Source organism: Nocardia coffeae (assembly GCF_019890715.1).
GTDB classification, from domain to species: Bacteria; Actinomycetota; Actinomycetes; order Mycobacteriales; family Mycobacteriaceae; genus Nocardia; species Nocardia jiangxiensis.
Window position 1 is genome coordinate 469,787 of sequence record NZ_JAINZY010000006.1, and the last position, 18,496, is coordinate 488,282.

An 18,496-nucleotide genomic window follows, 5' to 3' on the forward strand; every position below is an offset into this window, starting at 1 on the left:
GCTGGCCCAGGGCGAAATAGGCTGAGCCACAGCTGACTCCGCCCCGCAGCACCCGACATGCGGTGCGGGACGGAGGGCGGTCAGCGGAAGACGTCCGCTGCGGGGTGGTCCAGGGCCGAACAGGCTGGGCCGCAGTCGACTCTGCCCGCAGCACCCCGACATTGCGGTGCGGGACGATGAACGGTCAGCGGAAGATGTCCGCGTGACGAGCCGCCCAGGTGGCGAAGGGGGTGGCAGTGCAGCCGAGAACCTTCTCCACGTCCGTGCCGACCTGCTGCTCCTCTGGAGTGGGAGTCCCCAGGATAGACAGGGTGACCTCCGCCACGGGTTCGGGCATGTACTCGGTCATGGCCGAAAGCGCTTGGGCGCGAGTGAGTTCGTGGAAGGCGATCGACTCACCGAGTACCTCGGACAGCGTGCGGACCTGTTCGCGCGGGGTGATGGGTTCGGGTCCGGTGAGGGTGTAGGCACGTCCGGCGTGCTCGTCCGAGCGCAGCGCGGCGGCGGCCACCTCGGCGATGTCGGACGGATCGACCTGGGGCAGTGCGATATCGCCGAACGGCCAGTACACCGCCCGCTGGGTGCGGACCGACTCGATCCAGGCGAAGGTGTTCGAGAAGAATCCGCCGGGCCGCAGCACCGTCCAGGCCAGGTCCGAATCCTGTAGTGCGGCTTCGAAAGCGGTGATCCGCGGGGCGGCGGCGTTCCCGGGACGGGTGTGCGCCGATTGGGAACCCAGCAGCACCACTTTGCCGATTCCGGCCCGCTCGAGCGCGCGCAGCACATCGACGGGCGGAGGTCCCGCGACGCCCTGTTCCCCGGACAGCAGCAGGAACAGCGCGTCGCCACCTGCGGCTGCGGTCGCGAGCGCGTCCGGATCGGACAGATCGGCGCGCCGGTACTCGACGCCCTCCCGAGGGCGGCTCTGCTTCGCGCCCCGGGAGATCGCCACCACCTTCTCGCCCTGCCCGGCCAGGGTCTGCACGAGTGCTTCGCCGACATTGCCGGTCGCTCCGGTCACCACGAACATCGTCATCTCCTAAGTTAGTTGGCTGACTAAAAACAAGATACGGCCCATGACCCGGTGTTGTCTATAGTTAGTTGTATGACTGACTCGGATGAGCCGAAGCGGGTGGGCAAGCGTGAACGGCTCGCCGCCGCCGCCGCGCGGATCTTTCACGAGCAGGGCGTGGAGAAGACGACCATCGCCGATATCGCCCGAGCCGCGGATGTGCCGGTCGGCAACGTCTACTACTACTTCAAGACCAAGGATCAGCTCGTCCAGGCGGCCATCGGCGCGCATGCGGAGGGTCTGCGGAACGTGGTCGCGGAACTCGAGCGCAACGAGGTCCCGGCCGACCGCCTGAAGGAACTCGTCCGGGGGTGGGTCGGCGGGCGCGACCTCGCGGCCCGGTTCGGTTGTCCTTCAGGGACTCTGGCTGCCGAGCTGGACAAGCGTGAGGACGGGCTCGATCGTGAGCTGGCCGTGGTCATGCGGGAGCTGATCGAATGGGTCCGTGCGCAGTTCGCGGCGATGGGGCGGGACGACGCCGCCGAGCTCGCGGTGGCGCTGGTCGCCTCGTATCAGGGAATTTCCCTGTTGACCAACACTTTTCGCGATCCGGAGCTGATGGTCGCGGAGGGTCGTCGGCTCGAGAACTGGATCGATTCGCTGGCAGCCTGAGCGGGATCCGCCGACCGCCCCGAGCGGTCGGCCGCGGTCCTATTCGGTTCCCGTGCTGCCGGGTTCGACGGTGAGTCCGAGCGTTTCGATGATCGTCCCCACGGCGCGCTGCGTCGAAGCCTCCAATTCCGCTGTGTCGCTGCCCATTCCGGTCAACAGGTCGATGGTTGCCGGGCCGAGCACAGCGGTCAGGGCCTGGCCCTGGGTGCCGAGATGTCCGGTCAGTTCCAGCAGGACGACACCGTGGATGAGTCCCCACAGCCGTGCGGCCACCTGCCGGGTCGGATCGGCGCGGATGCACCCGGCGTCGATCATCCGCTGCACGACCGTGACGAGCTGCTGATACGTCGCGGTGTCGGTCCCTTCCCGCAGGGGTTCGGCGGTGAAGTCGTGCACCGAACCGGTGTGCAGTGAGGTCAGGCCGAACATCAGCCGGTAGCGCTGCGGGCTGGCCAGGGCGTACTGGCGGTAGGCCGCGCCCATCACCAGGAAATCGGCGGTCGGATCCTCGGTCGGCGCGACCGCCTCCAGAGCTGCGCCGAACTGGATGAACGCCTCCGCGACGATGGCCGAGACCAGTCCGGGCATGCCCTCGAAATGGGTGTAGACGGCCATCGTCGACGTACCCGCCGCCGCGGCGACCCGGCGGGCCTGCAGCGCCTCGGGGCCGACCTCCTCGAGTAGCCGCGTTCCGGCGTCGATCAGTTGTTCGCGCATGTGTGCGCTGGTCCGCCGATTCGATTGGCGGGGATGAGAACTCACTGTTGCCACACCTCCATAACGAGGTTATTCTAGTCCACATAACGTTGTTATATGGCAGGAGTTCGACATGGCAAATCGCTATCTCGAGGGCGGCTTCGCGCCGCTCCAAGAGGAATTCACCCTCACGGATCTGCCGGTGACCGGCACGATTCCCGATCACCTCGACGGCAGATATCTGCGTAATGGCCCGAATCCGGTCGGTGAGCTGGATCCGGAGCTGTATCACTGGTTCCGGGGCGACGGCATGGTGCACGGCGTGCGCCTGCGCGACGGCCGCGCCGAGTGGTACCGCAATCGCTGGGTGCGCGGCCCGATGACCTCGGTCGCGCTCGGTGAGGAGCCACTCGCCGCTGTGTCGGCCACCGGCGGGGCGGGGCCGAACACCAGCGTGATCGCGGTCGCCGGACGGACGGTGGCCATCGTCGAGGGCGGTGGATCGGCGTACGAACTCACCGACGAACTCGACACGGTCGGGCCCTGCGATTTCGACGGAACGCTGACCGGGGGATACACCGCACATCCCAAACGCGATCCGGCCACCGGCGAGCTGCACGCGGTGTCGTATTCGTTCATGCGTGGAAATCGCGTGCAGTACTCGGTGATCGGCGTCGACGGCCGGGCGCGGCACGTGGTCGACATCGAGGTCGGCGGATCGCCGATGATGCACGATTTCTCGCTCACCGAGAACTATGTGGTCTTCTACGACCTGCCGGTCACCTTCGATGCGCGGATCGCCGCGGAGATGAGCGTTCCGCGCGCGCTGCAGCTGCCGGCCCGGCTGATGCTCTCGGCCATGGTCGGCCGGGTCCGGGTGCCGACGCCGCCGACCCCGGGTTCGGCCACGCCGCCGCTGGATCGGCGGATGCCGTACAGCTGGGATCCGAAGTATCCGGCGCGGATCGGGGTGATGCCGCGCGACGGCGGCTCCGCGGACGTGCGGTGGTTCGACATCGAGCCGTGCTACGTGTTCCACCCGATGAACGCCTACGACGAGGACGGCGTGGTCGTGCTGGACGTGGTTCGCTACGACACGATGTTCGAGCAGGGGCATCGGGGTCCGTCCGGTCGCGCGGCCCTGGATCGCTGGGAGGTCGATCTGGGTGCGGGCAAGGTCCGGCAGACCCGTCTGGACGATCGTCCGCAGGAGTTCCCGCGGGTGGACGAGCGTCGCGTGGGGCAGCGGCACCGTTACGGCTACGCGCCCGCGGTGGGGCGGGATCTGGAGAGCGGCGCGATGCTGTACAAGCACGATCTGCGCACCGGAAACACCACGGAACGTTCCTTCGGGACCGGAAAAGGCTTGGGGGAGTTCGTCTTCGAGCCCGCCTCGCCGGATGCGGCCGAGGACGAGGGCGTGCTGATGGGCTTCGTCCAGGATGCGGCGACCGACCGGAGCGAGCTGGCCATCCTCGATGCCGGAACCCTCGAGACGGTGGCGAGTATCGCGCTGCCGCACCGGGTGCCCACCGGATTCCACGGCAACTGGATCCCCTCGAACTGAGCGAACGGTCGGTTCGTGTTCCGCCTCACACTTGTCTAAGATGCATTGTCGATATATCGTCGATTACGTAATCGTAAGAACAAGCCTGAGGAGGCTGCCATGGAAAACATGGAGAACATGAATATGCGCGGTCGTCGAGGCGGCCCGCGCTCCGGTGATCGCCGATTCGAGGGCCGCGGCCCGGGTGGTCGCGAGCACTTCCGTCGGCACCCGCACGGCGGCGGTCCCGGCTTCGGTCCGGAATTCGGCCCGTTCGGCGGCGGCGATTTCGGTCCCGGGTTCGGTCGTGGTTTCGGTCGCGGCCGGGGTCGTGGCGGACGGGGCCGGCGCGGTGACGTGCGCGCGGCGATCCTGCTGTTGCTGCGGGGCCGTCCGATGCACGGCTACGAGCTCATCCAGCAGATCCGCGAGCGTAGCGGCGATGTCTGGCGGCCCAGCCCGGGATCGATCTACCCGGCGCTGTCCCAGCTCGAGGACGAGGGTCTGGTGCTCATCGACAAGGTGGCCGGTCGCAAGACCGCCAAGCTCACCGAGTCCGGCGTCGAATACGTCGAGCAGCACGCGGGCGAACTCGGCGATCCCTGGCAGGAGGTCCGCGACGGCGTCGGGGATCAGGCCCTGGATCTGCGCGAACTCGTCGGACAGCTGATGGGTGCGGTCGCGCAGGTGGCTCGTGCGGGCACCGCGGAGCAGGCGGCCAAGGCGGCCGAGGTGCTCACCGAGGCCCGTCGCTCGCTCTACCGGATCCTCGCCGACGACGAGACCGGCGAGAAGGACAAGTGAGCCGTGATCTCGGACCGGTGACATCTTATGCGCAGGCACGAGTGTCGGGTCCGGGGTGCGCGATGATCGAGATATGGCACAGTGCGGGCGCCGCAGTGATCGGGAACGATCACCGAGACGATCGCGTCGCCGGAACCGATCACCTCGGGCGGCCGTGGCGGCGGCACTGGCGGGCGTGCTGATCCTCGGGATCGGTACGCCCGCTCGGTCCGAACCGCCGCGGCCGCCCGGATATCGACCGGCGGTCGTGCCCACCGAGCCGGGCCCGCCACAGGTGGAACATCTGGGTGCGGTGCGTTATCAGCAGGCTCATCCCGGCGCGGCTCCGCAAGGCGCCAACGACTTTCGCTGCCGGCCCACAGCCGGACATCCGCGTCCGGTGATCCTGGCGCACGGCACCGACGCCTCGGCCTACATCGACTGGGCGGCGATCGGACCGCAGCTCATGCAGGCCGGATTCTGTGTCTTCGCACCGGATTACGGCGGTAGACCCGGAGCGGACTCCTACGGCACCGAGGATCTGTGGCTCTCGTCCCAGCAGATCGGCGAATTCGTCGACCAGGTGCTGGCCGCGACCGGTGCGCGGCAGGTCGACCTGGTCGGATTCTCCCAGGGCGCCAACGTGACCCGGTACTACATCGACAAGCTCGGCGGCGCGGCCAAGGTCGCGCGCTGGGTCGGGCTCGCCTCGCCGACGAACGGCGGGATCATGTACGGATTGGTGCCGCTGGCGGATGCACTGCCCGGATTGTGGCCGTTCTACCAGGACCTCACCTCGCTGGCCGCGATTCAGCAGGCCGCGGGCGCCCCGTTCATCCGGCAGCTGAACGCCGGCGGCGACACCGTGCCGGGCGTGGACTACACCACGATCATCAGCCGCGTCGACGAGATGATCCAGCCCTTCGACAGCATGCGACTACGCGGTCCGCGCGCGCGTAATCTCGTGCTGCAGGATCTGTGCCCGGTCGATCTGACCGGGCATTTCCACATGGTGTACGACCCGTACGCACAGCAGTTGCTGCGCAATGTGCTCGACCCGGCGCACGCGCGCACCCCGGACTGCCGGTTCGTGCCGCTGGGCACCGGAATTCCCGAGGTGATCCTGGGCGCGCACACCTGAGTTGGGCGATCCGTAAAATAGGGCGACCGCATTCTTCATCGCCCCGGGGAGTTACCGTGACCGTCCAGCCCGTTCGCCTGTTCGGCGACCCCGTCCTGCGCGCCCGCGCGGACGAGGCCACCTCCTACGACCGGGAGTTGCGTCAACTGGTGACCGACCTGACCGACACCATGCATGCCAGCGGCGGCGTCGGCATGGCGGCGCCGCAGATCGGCGTCGGCCTGCGGGTGTTCGTCTACGACACGCTCGCCGCGACCCGCGCCGGGACGCCTGGCGCCGGACATCTGATCAACCCGTCGTACGAGGTACTCGGCGACGAGGAGCAGACCGGCGCGGAGGGATGCCTGTCGATTCCGGGCCTGCGCTACGACGTCACTCGCGCGCTGCGGGTGCGGGCCCGGGGCGTCGACGTGGACGGCGCACTGGTGGAATTCGAGGCCGAGGGACTGCTGGCGCGTTGCGTGCAGCACGAGTTCGACCACCTCGACGGCGTGCTCTATCTCGACCGGCTCGATCCGGCCGCGCGCAAGGCGGCGCTGCGCGAGGTGCGCGAATCCGAGTGGTTCGGTGCGGGCAAGACCGTCATGTCGGCGGCCGAGGTTGCCGGGGCCCGCGTGGCCTCGGCGGGACAGGGGGACTGATGCGGCTGATCTTCGCCGGGACGCCCGAGCCCGCCGCGCCCTCGCTGCGGCGGCTCATCGAGTCCACGCGGCACGAGGTGGTCGCGGTGGTGACCCGTCCGGACGCGGTCTCGGGCCGCGGTCGGAAGGTGTCGCGTTCGCCGATCGGCCGTCTGGCCGACGAGCACGGGATTCCGGTGCTCACCCCGCACAAGCCCGCGGATCCCGAATTCGTCGCGCAGCTCACCGAGTTGGCCCCGGACTGCTGTCCGGTGGTGGCCTACGGCGCGCTGCTGCCGCAACAGGTGCTCGACATCCCGCGGTACGGCTGGGTGAATCTGCATTTCTCGCTGCTGCCCGCCTGGCGCGGCGCCGCACCGGTGCAGGCCGCGATTCTGGCCGGGGACGAGATCACCGGCGCGTGCACCTTCCGGATCGAGAAGGGGCTGGACACCGGGCCCGTGTTCGGTGTGCTCACCGAGAAGATCGGCGTCGGTGACACCGCCGGGGCACTGCTCGGGCGGCTCGCCGAATCCGGTGCGCGACTGCTGGATTCGACCATGGACGGGATCGAGGACGGTGTGCTGCAGGCCGTTCCGCAGGCCGGCGAGGGGGTGTCGTACGCGCCGAAGGTCGATGTGGATGCCGCGCACGTCCGCTGGGATCAGCCCGCGCTGGCGGTGAACCGGCGCATCCGCTCGGTCACTCCCGCACCCGGCGCGTGGACCGAAATCGACGGTAAGCGAATCAAACTCGGTCCGGTGGAACTGGTGCAGGAGGTGCTGCCGCCGCGCGTGATCGAGGTCCGTAAATCGGGCGTCTTCGTCGGCACCGCGACCACCGCGGTCCGGCTGGATCAGATTCAGCCGCCCGGCAAACGCATGATGCCCGCTCTCGACTGGGCGCGCGGGGCTCGCCTCGAGCCCGGCGCGGTGATCGGATGACCCGCCCGAAGCGGGACGGGGACGACGAGTTTTCGGGTTCGCCGCGTCGCGGTGCGGCGGGCGATTCACGCGACTCCGGGGGCGATCGTCGTCGCGGCGGTACCGAGGCCGGACGCGCAGGGCGTTCGAACAGCGATGCGCGCCAGGGTGGTTCGGGCCGTGCGTCCGATGGTCGTGACGCATCTTCTACCGGGCGTCGGTCGGGTGACGCGGGGCGCGGGAACCGTACGGCGCCTCGGGCGGATTCGGACCGCCGCCGGTCCGGTGGAGAGCAGGGGGAACGCGTCCGCGGCGGTCGGTGGGATGACTCGCGCCGAGGCGATGACGGTGCCCGGGGTGCCGATTCTGATCGTTCGGGGACTCGGCGAGTGGGAGGTTCGAAGGCGTCGGATCGGGCGTCCACGGCGCGAGGTCGGGCGAAAAGCGATGCGTACCGGCCGGATTCGCAGGGACAGCCGGGAGCAGGGGGACGGCGTGCTTCCGGCGATGCGGATTCGTCGGTTCGTGCCGGGAGCGGGCAGGGCGGTGGTCGGCCGGGCAAGCGGCCTGTGAAAGGCGCTCCACGAGGGCAGGAGAATCGTGCCCGGGCGGGGGAGGGGGCGGGGCGTGGCCGTCGGCAGGGCGGGGGCAAGGCCACGACGGTGGACGCGCCACGGGAGGTGGCGCGGGATGTGTTGCGTGCGGTGCGGGAGCGCGACGCGTACGCGAATCTCGTACTGCCCGGGTTGCTTCGGGAGCGGCGGGTGTCGGGGCGGGATGCGGCGTTCGCGACCGAGTTGGCGTACGGGGCGTGCCGGTCGCTCGGGCTGCTGGACGCGGTGATCGAAGCAGGCGCCGGACGTCCGGTCGACGAGATCGACGGCGCGCTGCTGGACGTGTTGCGCCTGGGTGTGTACCAGCTGTTGCGGACACGGGTCGGTGCGCATGCCGCGGTGGACACGTCGGTGGAGTTGGTTCGGGCCGAATTCGGTTCCGGCAAGGCGGGTTTCGTGAACGCCGTGCTGCGCCGGGCGGGCGAGCGCGATCAGCAGGCGTGGGTGGATGCGCTCGCTCCGACGGATCCGGTGGGGCGGATGGCGTTCGAGTTCGCGCATCCGGTGTGGATCGCGCAGGCTTTCGCCGATGCGCTCGGCGCGTCGGCGGGGGAGTTGCACGAACTGCTGGCCGCCGACGACGAGCGTCCGGCCGTCCATCTGGTGGCGCGGCCCGGTGCGATCACCGCCGAGGAGTTGGCGCTGGTGACCGGTGGTGAGCCGGGCCGCTGGTCGCCCTATGCGGTGTACCTCGAGGGCGGCGATCCGGGTGCGCTGGAACCGGTGCGCGAGGGGCTGGCCGGTGTGCAGGACGAGGGCAGTCAGCTGGTGGCGCTCGCGCTCACCCGCGCCGAGCTGCTCGGTCCGGACGGCGGCCGCTGGCTCGACCTGTGTGCGGGGCCCGGCGGTAAGGCCGCACTGCTGGGATCCCTGGCGGATATCGATGGTTACCAGGTGGATGCGGTCGAACCCGCCGAGCATCGGGCCGAACTGGTGCGCACCGCGACCCGCGACCTGCCGGTGACCGTTCACGTCGCCGACGGCCGCGACAGCGGGCTGACCTCGGGCTACGACCGCATCCTGGTCGACGCACCCTGCACCGGACTGGGCGCGCTGCGTCGTCGCCCGGAGGCGCGCTGGCGGCGCACCCCGGCCGATGTGCGCGATCTCACCGTCCTGCAACGCGAATTGCTCACCGCCGCATGGGATCTGCTGCGTCCCGGCGGTGTCGTCGTGTACTCGACCTGCTCGCCGCATCTGCCCGAAACCGTCGCGGTGGTCGCCGACGTCGTGCGTCGCACCGGCGCGGAGGAACTCGACACCCGCCCGCTGCTGCCCGATGTGACGGATCTCGGCGACGGCCCCGCCGCCCAGTTGTGGCCGCACCGGCACGGCACCGACGCGATGTTCGTCGCGGCCCTGCGCAAACCACTGTGAGCCGCGGACCGGAGGATCCCCCGACGCGAGGATCCTCCGGTCCCCGATCAACCCCGCCGGATCCGGTCCAGCCGCAGCGCCAGTCGCGGGCACAGTTCGACGGCGTCACGGGCGGCGGCGATCCGGTTCGGCCCGACGACCGGGTCGCGATGGTCGTGCGTGAGCGGATAGCCCCAATCGTCGCGCCCGAGGACCTCCGGCAGCAGTTCGCTGCACACACCCCGCCCATCACAGCGAGTCCAGTCGATGTGCAATCGCGACTCGCCCTGCCCTTGTTCGGCACGACTCATGACGTTGCCGCGTTCTCGGAGGCGACCTTCGATAGCGAGCGCATCGGCCGAGTGCGGTCCGTGTCGATGCGCGTCGTGGAAGTTCCTGCCGCAGTGTCCGTTGCGGTGCGCGGTATGGCCACGCCCTGATCGTGACCGGTGACCTGGCATCGGCCGTGCAGATGTAGCGCGACGTCCTGCGCGAACACGTCGAGTGCCGAACGGACCAGGCGTGCGGTGCCATCGGGGTGTGCGCATGCGCCGCGGCCGTCGACCAGGTTCGCGAGCCGGGCAATGTCGCGGGGATCGACCGGATGGCCCGCGGCGAGCGGAGCGAATGTCTCGGCGAGGGCGGGGAGGCCGTTGCGGCACGGACCGCACTGCCGGGCGCTCTGGGCGGCGAGGTAGGTGATGATGTCGGCGGATGCTCGCAGGCCGCATTCGGTTCGGGAGAGCACCCGGACCACCCCCGCGCCGGGTGACGCGTGCAGGGGACGCAGTGCGGCGGACGACAGGGCAGCCCGGTGCAGTGCGGCGGCGGGGATCCAGGTGCCGTGGTAGCCGCCGACGAGGATGGCGCGCACGGTGCGCGGATCGGTTCGTCCGTGGCGGGCGATCAGATCCAGGAGCGGAATGCCCAGGGGTACCTCGACGACGCCGGTCGCCGTGGTTCCGGACAGCGTGACCAGCATGGTGCCGGGTTCGTCGGGGGTGCCCGCGGTGCGGAACCACCGGGGTCCGTAGCGGGCGACGAGGGCCAGATGCGCGAGGGTCTCCACGTTGTGCACCAGCGTCGGACGACCGCGTAATCCGGCCTGCGACGTGCTGATGAGCTGATCGCCGGGCAGTGCGGGCAAACCCGCGATCCGGTTGACGACGGCGGTCTTCTCCCCGGACAGGAAGGTCTGGGCCGACGCGGTGAGCCGGACCGTGCGCCGGTCGTAGCCGGATGCCCGGCGTTCGTCGAGTGCGCGACGGACGCCGTCCAGGAGGGTCGCGGGCGCGTAGAGATGGCATTCCCGCGCGCCCACGATATCCGCGGCGATGCCGAGCCCGTCCAGCACCAGATGCGGTGCGCGGGAGAGCAATACGGCATCCTTGCTGCTGGCGGGTTCGCCCTCGGCGCCGTTGGCGATGACGACGGCTCGGCGTCCGGCGGCGACCGCGGCGAGTTTGCGTGCGGCCGGGAAGGCCGCTCCGCCCCGGCCGCTCAACCCGGAGGCGGTCACGGCGTCCAGAAGTGTGGCGCCTCCGGTAGGTGCAGGCCCGAAACACTTCGTATGCGAGGCCAATTCAGGACCCGCAAGCAGTAATCGTCGAACGCCGGTCGGTGCGGCGGGCTCGATGATCGCGGTCGTCGTGCTCATCGTGCACTCCTTCGCTGTATCCGTCCGAATTCGGTGAAATTGCCTGCGGTCCGCCAGGTCACGGCGGCGGCGACGGCGAGAATGCAGGCCCCGGCAACCGTGAGCAGCCACGGCCGGGACGCGTCGGTGCCGGTGCCCAGTGCGTGGATCAGCGCGACCGGCCACAGACCGTATGCGGCCCAATGGATCAAGCGGAATGTCCGCGGGCCGAGCCGGTGCCGCAGCAGCGCCGAGACGACCACCGCGATGAGCAGATCGACCGCGACGGTTCCCAGGCCCATCCACACCGGCCGGTAGTTCGCGGCGAAGGGCACCACGATGTCGATCAGCCGCAACTGTGCGTCCGGATCGGCGAGCAGGCTCAGCACATGAATGCCGACGAGCGTGCACGCGATGAGCGACGCGCCGCGGTGCAGATCGGCGATCGCGGTGCGGGGCAAGGTGATCGCACGTCCCGAGCGCGCCGCGATACCGGCGACGACGGCGACGGTCAACACCGCCAGCGCGGCGATCCCGCTGCCGCGGCCGAAGGCCCACAGCGCCTCCGTCATGGCCGAATGTCCCATGATGTCCCCTACCGTTCCGCGGGCCAGCCGCCGAGGGTGGTGATCCGCCCCGCGCGATCGACCAGCCGCGCGGGCGATCCGGACCGATGCAGCGGTTCGAGCGCGTCGCGTCCGCGCACGACGGCGGCCGTCGCGGCCGCATTGGCCGCCAGACAAGTGTTCGCCGCGACCGAGACTGTGCGCCAGACGGTTTCGGCGGCGACGCCGGTTCGCGGATCGACGATGTGATGGACCAGATGCCCGCCGCGCTTCCACCGTCGCCGCACGGTGCTGGAGGTGGCCAGCGCAGCGCCGACCGGGATGCTGATCCGGCAGCCGGGCTCGCCCGCCCCGTCGCGAACCTCGATCTGCCAGCCGCCGTCGGGTGCCGCCCCAGCGGTGGCGATATCGCCACCGAGGCTCACGAGCGTTCCGCAGCCGAAGCGTTCGGCGATCAGGTGTGCGCAGCGGTCGGCCGCGATCGCCTTGGCGGTGGCGCCCAGATCCAGCCGGACACCGCGCGGCACCGTCACGGTGCGCTCGTCGAGCAGCACCGTCGTCCAGTCCGTGCGCGGGGTGAACACCGCCTGGATCGGGGCGGCCGTATCCGTGTTCGCGACGAGCGCGTAATCCCGGTCGTACCCCAGCCGTTCGAGCGCCGCGCCGACCGTGGGATCCACGTCTCCGGCGGTGCTCTCGGCCACCGCGAGCGCCGCGCGCAGATACTCCGCGAACAGGGGCCCGATGACGACCGGACGACCCGGATGTGCACTCAGCCCACTGAGTTCGGAATCGTCACGGAACCGGCTGCAGGCGCGGTCGACGGCGTCGAGATATTCGCACATCGCCTCCCGGGCCCCGGCCAGATGCGCGGGATCGGTCACGACCAACCGGGCATTCGTACTCCACACCGACCAGTCGGCCGTCGCGATGCGGTCCGGTTCCAGGGTCGGCGCGGTCATGATCCGGCCGATTGTGCGTGGGAGTTGCCCGATCCGGTCCCGAGCTGCGGGACGGTTCCGGTCCCCGACGACGTGCTGGAATCGTTCGAGGAGACGTTGTTCCGGGTTGTCGTGCTCGTACTGCTGTCACTGCTGGTGGTGCTCGCGCTCGCGGTGTGGGTGTCCGTGTAGGCCAGGGCGGCCGCGCCGATGGTTCCGGCGACGCCGAGCGCCGCCAGCACCCGGGTCGCGGTGCGACCGGCCCGGCGGCCGGGATCCGATGACGTCATCGCATTCCTGTTCACTCGTGCGAGCGCATCGTTCGGCTCGTGTTCCCCGAGCATCCGGGCCGTTGCTGGGAGCGTCGTGAGAATTCGTCCGGTGCTACCTGTGTGAGCTGATCTCCGGCTCCCCCGCCTCTCCGGGACTTCAGCGGGTCGTATCGGGATTCGCCGGCGGCGGGAAAAGCTGCGTCCGAGCAACCTCGAATCCGGGCCCCGACTCGCCGTCGGTAGCGCGGTCCGGGACAACCCTCCGCCGCAACCCTTCCGACGACCTGGGACAATAGCTCCGGCAAATCGCGACGATTGGCCCGGCAGGGACCCTCCGCTTCGGTACAGGGTGAGCCAAACGGAAGTTTCGCGTTTGCGCACCGGTAACCCTGACGTGAGACAACGGTTTGCGCGCTCTCGGCGCCGATCCGGAAAGGTGGACAGTACGTGACGCTCCAGTGGGACGTTTCGCGGCCGCAGGTCCCGGGCCCGCAGGGTTCGCCGTCCTCGCCCCTGCTGCGATCCGCGCACGCCGCGCCGCCACGCACCCTCGTCGACGTCCTGGCCGCGACCGCCGGGGAACATCCCGATGCGCCCGCCCTCGACGACGGCGGCGATGTGCTCAGCTATGCCGAACTGCTCGCGGAGGTCGACGACACCGCCGACCGCCTGCGCGCGGCCGGGGTCCGCCGGGGCGACCGGGTCGGGGTCCGCATTCCGTCGGGCACCGCCGAGCTGTACGTGACGATCCTCGCGGTGCTGTACGCCGGGGCCGCGTACGTCCCGGTCGACGCCGACGATCCGGACGAACGCGCCCAGCTCGTCTTCGGCGAGGCCCGTGTCAGCGCGATCGTGACGGCCGCCGGGATCACCGCGACGGGCGTCGCGAGCCCGGCCCGGCCCGCACCGGACGCCGCACCCGAGCCCGGCGACGACGCCTGGATCATCTTCACCTCGGGATCCACCGGAACGCCGAAGGGGGTGGCGGTCACCCACCGCAACGCTGCCGCCTTCGTCGACGCCGAGGCCCGGATGTTCCTGCAGGACAAGCCGATCGGTCCCGGCGACCGCGTACTGGCCGGACTCTCGGTCGCCTTCGACGCCTCCTGTGAGGAGATGTGGCTGGCCTGGCGGCACGGCGCGTGCCTGGTGCCCGCACCCCGCGCGCTGGTGCGCAGCGGCATGGATCTGGGTCCGTGGCTGGTGCGCCGGGAGATCAGCGTGGTGTCCACGGTGCCGACGCTGGCCGCGATGTGGCCCGCCGAGGCGTTGGATGCGGTGCGGCTGTTGATCTTCGGCGGTGAGGCCGTCCCGCCGGACCTGGCCGAGCGGCTCGCGGGCAGCGGCGAGCGGGAGGTGTGGAACACCTACGGCCCCACCGAGGCCACCGTCGTGGCCTGTGCGGCTCTGCTGACCGGTGAGGGACCCGTGCGGATCGGATTGCCGCTGGACGGCTGGGATCTGGCCGTGGTCGATCCGGTCTCGGGAAAGCCGGTGGCCGAAGGGGATTCGGGCGAACTCGTGATCGGCGGCGTCGGCCTGGCGCGCTATCTCGACGCCGCGAAGGACGCCGAGAAGTACGCGCCCATGCCGACTCTCGGCTGGCAGCGGGCCTATCGCAGCGGTGACCTGGTCCGCTTCGACGGCGCCGGGCTGCTGTTCCTGGGGCGCGCGGACGATCAGGTCAAGATCGGCGGCCGCCGGATCGAACTCGGCGAGATCGATACCGCGCTGCAGAATCTCCCGGGCGTCAGCGGTGCGGCGTGCGCGGTGCGAACCACCAAGGCGGGCAACCGGATTCTGGTCGGCTACCTCGCCAGCGCCGATCCGGATTTCGACGTGCAGGCCGCCCGTGCCCTGCTGGCCGAGCAACTGCCCGCACCTCTGGTGCCGCGCCTGGCATTGCTGCCCGAACTGCCCACCCGCACCTCGGGCAAGGTCGACCGCAACGCGCTGCCCTGGCCGCTGCCGGGTGCGGGCTCGGCCCCCGAATCCTCCGGCGAACTCGAAGGCACCGCGCAATGGCTTGCCGGACTGTGGAATGCGATTCTCGGCGCGGAGGTCACCGACCTGCAAGCCGACTTCTTCGACCTCGGCGGCGGCTCGCTGTCGGCCGCGCAACTGGTGACCGGATTGCGTGAGCGTTTTCCCGAGGTGACCGTCGCGGATCTCTACGACCATCCGCGGCTGGGCGCGCTGGCCGAGCGGCTCGACGCCGCCGCACCAGCCGCCACCGTGCTGCCGCGCTTCGTGAAACCCACACCGCGCCTTGCACAGTGGACGCAGGTGCTCGCCGGGGTGCCGCTGACCACGCTGACCGGATTGCAGTGGCTGACCTGGCTCGGCATCGTCACCGATATCGCCAGCTGGTCCGGTTCGCTGCCGTGGCTGCCGGTGTTGTCGTGGTGGTGGCTGCTGCTCGCATTCGTCCTGTTCATCTCCCCGCTGGGTCGCATGGCGATCTGCGTGGCCGGCGCCCGGACGTTGCTCTGGGGTGTGCGGCCCGGCAGTTATCCACGCGGCGGCGCGGTCCATCTGCGACTGTGGGCCGCGGTGCGGCTGTCCGAGGCCAGTGGCGCGGAGAATCTGTCCGGCGCGCCGTGGATGGTGCCGTTCGCACGCGCCCTGGGCGCGAAGGTCGGCAAGGGCGTGGACCTGCACACCCTGCCGCCGGTCACCGGCATGCTCGAACTCGGCGACGGTTGCAGCGTCGAACCCGAGGTCGACCTGGCCGGGCACTGGATCGACGGTGACGTGGTGCACATCGGCAGCATCCGGATCGGCGCGGGTGCGGTGATCGGCTCACGCTCGACGCTGCTGCCCGGTGCGGTGGTCGGTAAGAATGCGGTGGTGGCGCCGGGTTCCGCGGTCTTCGGCAAGGTGAAGGCGGCACAGGAGTGGGCCGGTTCGCCCGCGGTGAAGGTCGGCAAGGCCGAACATCCCTGGCCGCCGCGCACGCCCGCGCGGGCCGCGCACTGGGTGGTCGCCTTCGGTCTGACCTCGATGGCGCTGGCCGCGATGCCGGTGCTGGGTCTGGCGGTCGGCGGTGTGCTGCTGGCCTGGTGGATTCGGGACGATCGCACCGGCGCGGCCGCGCTCGGGCACGCGTACGCGATGCTTCCGGTCGCCACGGTGCTGAGTCTGGCGGTCTTCGCCGCAGTGACCGTGATCGCGGTGCGGCTGCTGAGCATCGGGCTGCACGAGGGCTACTACCCGGTCCGCAGCCGGGTCGGCTGGCAGGTGTGGACCACCGAACGGCTGATGGACTCCGCGCGGACCTTCCTGTTCCCGCTGTACGCGAGCCTGCTGACGCCGGTGTGGCTGCGCCTGCTGGGCGCGCAGATCGGCAAGGGTGTGGAAGCCTCGACGGTGCTGCTGCTGCCGAAGTTCACCACCGTCGCGGACGGCGCGTTCCTCGCCGACGACACCATGATCGCCAGTTACGAACTCGGCGGCGGCTGGATGCGCATCGGTGAGGCGAAGGTGGGCAAGCGGGCCTTCCTGGGCAACTCCGGGATGACCGCACCGGGTCGCCGGGTGCCGAAGAACGGTCTGGTCGCGGTGTTGTCGGCCGCGCCGGAGAAGGCCAAGGCGGGTTCGTCGTGGCTGGGCAGCCCGCCGGTTCGATTGCGGCGCACCGCCGGTGACTCCGATACCGCGCGCACCTTCGATCCGCCCGCGCGGCTGCGGGTGGCGCGCGCGTTCGTCGAGACCTGCCGGCTGCTGCCGGTGATGGTGACCTTCGGCATCGGGCTGGGTGTGTTGTTCACCCTGGCGTGGACGGCCGCGACGGTCGGATACTGGTTCGCCGCACTGGTTTCAGGTCTGGTCCTGCTGGTCGCGGGCGTCTTCGCGGGCGGCTGCGCGGTGACCGCGAAATGGCTGCTGGTCGGCCGGATCGAGCAGGTGGAACATCCGTTGTGGAGCTCGTTCGTCTGGCGTAACGAGGTGTCCGACGCGTTCGTGGAGACCGTCGCCGCGCCGTGGTTCGCCCGCGCGGCCACCGGCACCCCGGTGATGAACATCTGGTTGCGCGGTCTGGGCGCGAAGATCGGCCGCGGCGTGTGGTGCGAATCCTATTGGCTCCCCGAGGCCGATCTGGTGACGCTCGGCGACGGCGCGACGGTGGAACGCGGATGTGTCGTGCAGACGCACCTGTTTCATGATCGGATCATGTCCATGGATACGGTGCGACTCGAGGCCGGGGCCACACTGGGCCCGCACTGCGTGGCGCTGCCCGCGGCGCGGATCGGGGCCGGCGCGACGGTCGGCCCGGCCTCCCTGGTGATGCGTGGTGACACGGTTCCCGATTCGACCCGCTGGCAGGGCAACCCGATCGCGCCGTGGCCGGATCGGCAGGGGCGCCGTTGATGACGGACAAGTTCTACGCACCGCCCATCGACGAATACCTACCCCAGAACGGCAATCGCGGCTATCGGGTCTCCCGGTACGAGTTGGACCTGGTCTACAAGGTGTCCAGCAACCGGCTGTCCGGCCGCGCGACGATCACCGCGGTGACCACCGCGGTGCAGCCGCGGTTCGCGCTGGATCTGTCCCAATCCCTCGGTGTGACCAAGGTTTTCGTGAACGGGTCCAAGGCGGCGAAGTACACGCACCATCGCGGCAAGCTCACCGTCACCCCCGCGCACAAGGTGCCCTCGGGCGGCGCCCTGGTCGTCGCGGTCCAGTACGCGGGCACACCCACACCGGTGCGCGGACAGTGGGGCGAGGTCGGTTGGGAGGAGCTGACCGAGGGCGCGCTCGTGGCCAGTCAGCCCAACGGGGCCGCATCCTGGTTCCCGTGTGACGACCACCCGAGTTCCAAGGCCAGCTATCGGATTTCGATCACCACCGACTCGCCCTACTACGCCGTCGCCAACGGCGCGCTGGTCCGCAAGCAGACCAAGGCCAGCCAGACCACCTGGGTGTACGACCAGCCCGAGCCGATGGCCAGCTATCTGGCGACGATTCAGATCGGGCCGTATCGCAAGTACCGGGTCGGTTCGGTGCACGACGACGCCGTGCCGATGCAGGCCATCCTGCCCGCGCGGCTGCGGGCGAACTTCGACTACGACTTCGCCCGGCAGCCTCGGATGATGGCCGAGTTCGCCGAGCGGTTCGGGCCGTATCCGTTCGGGTCGTACACGGTCGTGGTCACCGACGACGACCTCGAGATTCCGATCGAGGCGCAGGGGATGTCCATCTTCGGTGCGAACCACTGCGACGGGCAGCGCGGCGCGGAACGCCTGGTCGCACACGAGCTGGCGCATCAGTGGTTCGGCAACAGCCTCACCGTGGGGCAGTGGCGTGACATCTGGTTGCACGAAGGGTTCGCCTGTTACGCCGAGTGGATCTGGTCGGAAGCCAGCGGCGGCCCCGACGCCGACGAGCTGGCCCGCGCGGCACGGCAGAACCTGGCTCGTTCGCCGCAGGACATCGTGGTCGGCGATCCGGGCCCGCGGCTGATGTTCGACGACCGCGTCTACAAGCGCGGCGCGCTGACCCTGCACGCCCTGCGACTGTCGCTGGGCGATCCCGGATTCCTCGGGCTGCTGCGGGAATGGACTGCGCGCTACCGGCATTCGACGGTCAGCACCGAGGAGTTCGCCGATCTGGCCGGACGCTACAGCACCGGGTCGCTGCGGCCACTGTGGAACCGCTGGTTGTACGAGACCGCGTTGCCGGAGCTGCCCGCGCCCGGTGCGACGAGGTAGCGGA

At 70.0% G+C, this 18,496-nt stretch carries 16 protein-coding genes; 9 read left to right on the forward strand and 7 right to left on the reverse strand.

The window, feature by feature from the left end:
* Nucleotides 1-184 precede the first annotated feature (184 nt).
* Nucleotides 185-1,030: an SDR family oxidoreductase gene (locus K7711_RS24250; protein ID WP_222971705.1), complete on the reverse strand. Its 846-nt coding sequence runs from the start codon at nt 1,028-1,030 to the stop codon at nt 185-187.
* Between the two features lie 75 nt (nt 1,031-1,105).
* On the opposite strand from K7711_RS24250, the gene K7711_RS24255 reads away from it, so the two are divergent.
* Nucleotides 1,106-1,684 carry a TetR/AcrR family transcriptional regulator gene (locus K7711_RS24255; RefSeq protein WP_222971706.1) on the forward strand — a complete coding sequence of 193 codons (579 nt, stop codon included), beginning with the start codon at nt 1,106-1,108 and terminating at the stop codon, nt 1,682-1,684.
* 39 nt (nt 1,685-1,723) lie between these two features.
* On the opposite strand, the gene K7711_RS24260 is transcribed toward K7711_RS24255, so the two are convergent.
* The gene (locus tag K7711_RS24260) at nt 1,724-2,446 is read right to left on the reverse strand and encodes a TetR/AcrR family transcriptional regulator (RefSeq protein WP_308014915.1); all 723 of its coding nucleotides are present in this window, start codon (nt 2,444-2,446) and stop codon (nt 1,724-1,726) included.
* A gap of 67 nt (nt 2,447-2,513) precedes the next feature.
* Here K7711_RS24260 and K7711_RS24265 point away from each other — a divergent pair, with 67 nt between their 5' ends.
* From K7711_RS24265 to K7711_RS24290, 6 genes are all read left to right on the forward strand, one after another.
* Nucleotides 2,514-3,947 carry a carotenoid oxygenase family protein gene (locus K7711_RS24265; RefSeq protein WP_222971707.1) on the forward strand — a complete coding sequence of 478 codons (1,434 nt, stop codon included), beginning with the start codon at nt 2,514-2,516 and terminating at the stop codon, nt 3,945-3,947.
* Nucleotides 3,948-4,046: 99 nt separating this feature from the next.
* Nucleotides 4,047-4,730, forward strand: coding sequence for a PadR family transcriptional regulator (locus K7711_RS24270; protein ID WP_372460181.1), 684 nt, complete (start codon nt 4,047-4,049; stop codon nt 4,728-4,730).
* Nucleotides 4,731-4,884: 154 nt separating this feature from the next.
* A complete protein-coding gene (locus K7711_RS24275) occupies nt 4,885-5,850 on the forward strand; it encodes an esterase/lipase family protein (protein ID WP_308014916.1) in 966 nt (321 codons plus the stop codon).
* Between the two features lie 56 nt (nt 5,851-5,906).
* Nucleotides 5,907-6,491, forward strand: a complete 585-nt coding sequence (gene def, locus K7711_RS24280) for a peptide deformylase (protein WP_222971709.1) — start codon at nt 5,907-5,909, stop codon at nt 6,489-6,491.
* Nucleotides 6,491-7,414 (forward strand): methionyl-tRNA formyltransferase, encoded by a 924-nt coding sequence (gene fmt, locus K7711_RS24285; RefSeq protein WP_222971710.1) that lies wholly within the window; start codon nt 6,491-6,493, stop codon nt 7,412-7,414. The genes def and fmt overlap by 1 nt, the downstream gene beginning before the upstream one ends.
* 548 nt (nt 7,415-7,962) lie before the next feature.
* On the forward strand, nt 7,963-9,384 hold the full coding sequence (locus tag K7711_RS24290; RefSeq protein ID WP_222971711.1) for an RsmB/NOP family class I SAM-dependent RNA methyltransferase: 1,422 nt from the start codon (nt 7,963-7,965) through the stop codon (nt 9,382-9,384).
* 47 nt (nt 9,385-9,431) lie between these two features.
* Here K7711_RS24290 and K7711_RS24295 read toward each other — a convergent pair whose 3' ends face one another.
* Genes K7711_RS24295 through K7711_RS24315 form a run of 5 tightly spaced genes read right to left on the reverse strand, consistent with a single transcriptional unit; the run spans nt 9,432 to nt 12,796 of the window.
* Nucleotides 9,432-9,674: a ferredoxin gene (locus tag K7711_RS24295; protein WP_222971712.1), complete on the reverse strand. Its 243-nt coding sequence runs from the start codon at nt 9,672-9,674 to the stop codon at nt 9,432-9,434.
* The gene (locus K7711_RS24300; protein WP_222971713.1) at nt 9,671-11,020 is read right to left on the reverse strand and encodes an NADH-ubiquinone oxidoreductase-F iron-sulfur binding region domain-containing protein; all 1,350 of its coding nucleotides are present in this window, start codon (nt 11,018-11,020) and stop codon (nt 9,671-9,673) included. The genes K7711_RS24295 and K7711_RS24300 overlap by 4 nt, the downstream gene beginning before the upstream one ends.
* Nucleotides 11,017-11,586 carry a ferric reductase-like transmembrane domain-containing protein gene (locus K7711_RS24305; protein ID WP_235747645.1) on the reverse strand — a complete coding sequence of 190 codons (570 nt, stop codon included), beginning with the start codon at nt 11,584-11,586 and terminating at the stop codon, nt 11,017-11,019. Before K7711_RS24305 ends, K7711_RS24300 begins: the two co-directional genes overlap by 4 nt.
* An 8-nt stretch (nt 11,587-11,594) precedes the next feature.
* Nucleotides 11,595-12,527, reverse strand: a complete 933-nt coding sequence (locus K7711_RS24310; RefSeq protein WP_235747646.1) for an FAD:protein FMN transferase — start codon at nt 12,525-12,527, stop codon at nt 11,595-11,597.
* Entirely contained in the window at nt 12,524-12,796 is a 273-nt protein-coding gene (locus K7711_RS24315; protein WP_222971714.1) for a hypothetical protein, read from the reverse strand. Before K7711_RS24315 ends, K7711_RS24310 begins: the two co-directional genes overlap by 4 nt.
* 495 nt (nt 12,797-13,291) lie before the next feature.
* Between K7711_RS24315 and K7711_RS24320 the strand changes: the two genes are divergently transcribed.
* Both K7711_RS24320 and K7711_RS24325 read left to right on the forward strand, forming a co-directional pair.
* The gene (locus tag K7711_RS24320) at nt 13,292-17,149 is read left to right on the forward strand and encodes a Pls/PosA family non-ribosomal peptide synthetase (protein WP_222971812.1); all 3,858 of its coding nucleotides are present in this window, start codon (nt 13,292-13,294) and stop codon (nt 17,147-17,149) included.
* The gene (locus K7711_RS24325) at nt 17,149-18,492 is read left to right on the forward strand and encodes a M1 family metallopeptidase (protein WP_222971715.1); all 1,344 of its coding nucleotides are present in this window, start codon (nt 17,149-17,151) and stop codon (nt 18,490-18,492) included. The genes K7711_RS24320 and K7711_RS24325 overlap by 1 nt, the downstream gene beginning before the upstream one ends.
* Nucleotides 18,493-18,496: the final 4 nt, after the last annotated feature.

What these genes read in the sequence shown, in the direction of transcription:
- K7711_RS24250 (WP_222971705.1), bottom strand. Translation starts at nt 1,030, where the DNA reads ATGTTCGTGGTGACCGGAGCGACCGGCAATGTCGGCGAAGCACTCGTG.
- K7711_RS24255 (WP_222971706.1), top strand. Translation starts at nt 1,106, where the DNA reads ATGACTGACTCGGATGAGCCGAAGCGGGTGGGCAAGCGTGAACGGCTC.
- K7711_RS24265 (WP_222971707.1), top strand. Translation starts at nt 2,514, where the DNA reads ATGGCAAATCGCTATCTCGAGGGCGGCTTCGCGCCGCTCCAAGAGGAA.
- K7711_RS24270 (WP_372460181.1), top strand. Translation starts at nt 4,047, where the DNA reads ATGGAAAACATGGAGAACATGAATATGCGCGGTCGTCGAGGCGGCCCG.
- fmt (WP_222971710.1), top strand. Translation starts at nt 6,491, where the DNA reads ATGCGGCTGATCTTCGCCGGGACGCCCGAGCCCGCCGCGCCCTCGCTG.
- K7711_RS24295 (WP_222971712.1), bottom strand. Translation starts at nt 9,674, where the DNA reads ATGAGTCGTGCCGAACAAGGGCAGGGCGAGTCGCGATTGCACATCGAC.
- K7711_RS24300 (WP_222971713.1), bottom strand. Translation starts at nt 11,020, where the DNA reads ATGAGCACGACGACCGCGATCATCGAGCCCGCCGCACCGACCGGCGTT.
- K7711_RS24305 (WP_235747645.1), bottom strand. Translation starts at nt 11,586, where the DNA reads ATGGGACATTCGGCCATGACGGAGGCGCTGTGGGCCTTCGGCCGCGGC.
- K7711_RS24310 (WP_235747646.1), bottom strand. Translation starts at nt 12,527, where the DNA reads ATGACCGCGCCGACCCTGGAACCGGACCGCATCGCGACGGCCGACTGG.
- K7711_RS24315 (WP_222971714.1), bottom strand. Translation starts at nt 12,796, where the DNA reads ATGACGTCATCGGATCCCGGCCGCCGGGCCGGTCGCACCGCGACCCGG.
- K7711_RS24325 (WP_222971715.1), top strand. Translation starts at nt 17,149, where the DNA reads ATGACGGACAAGTTCTACGCACCGCCCATCGACGAATACCTACCCCAG.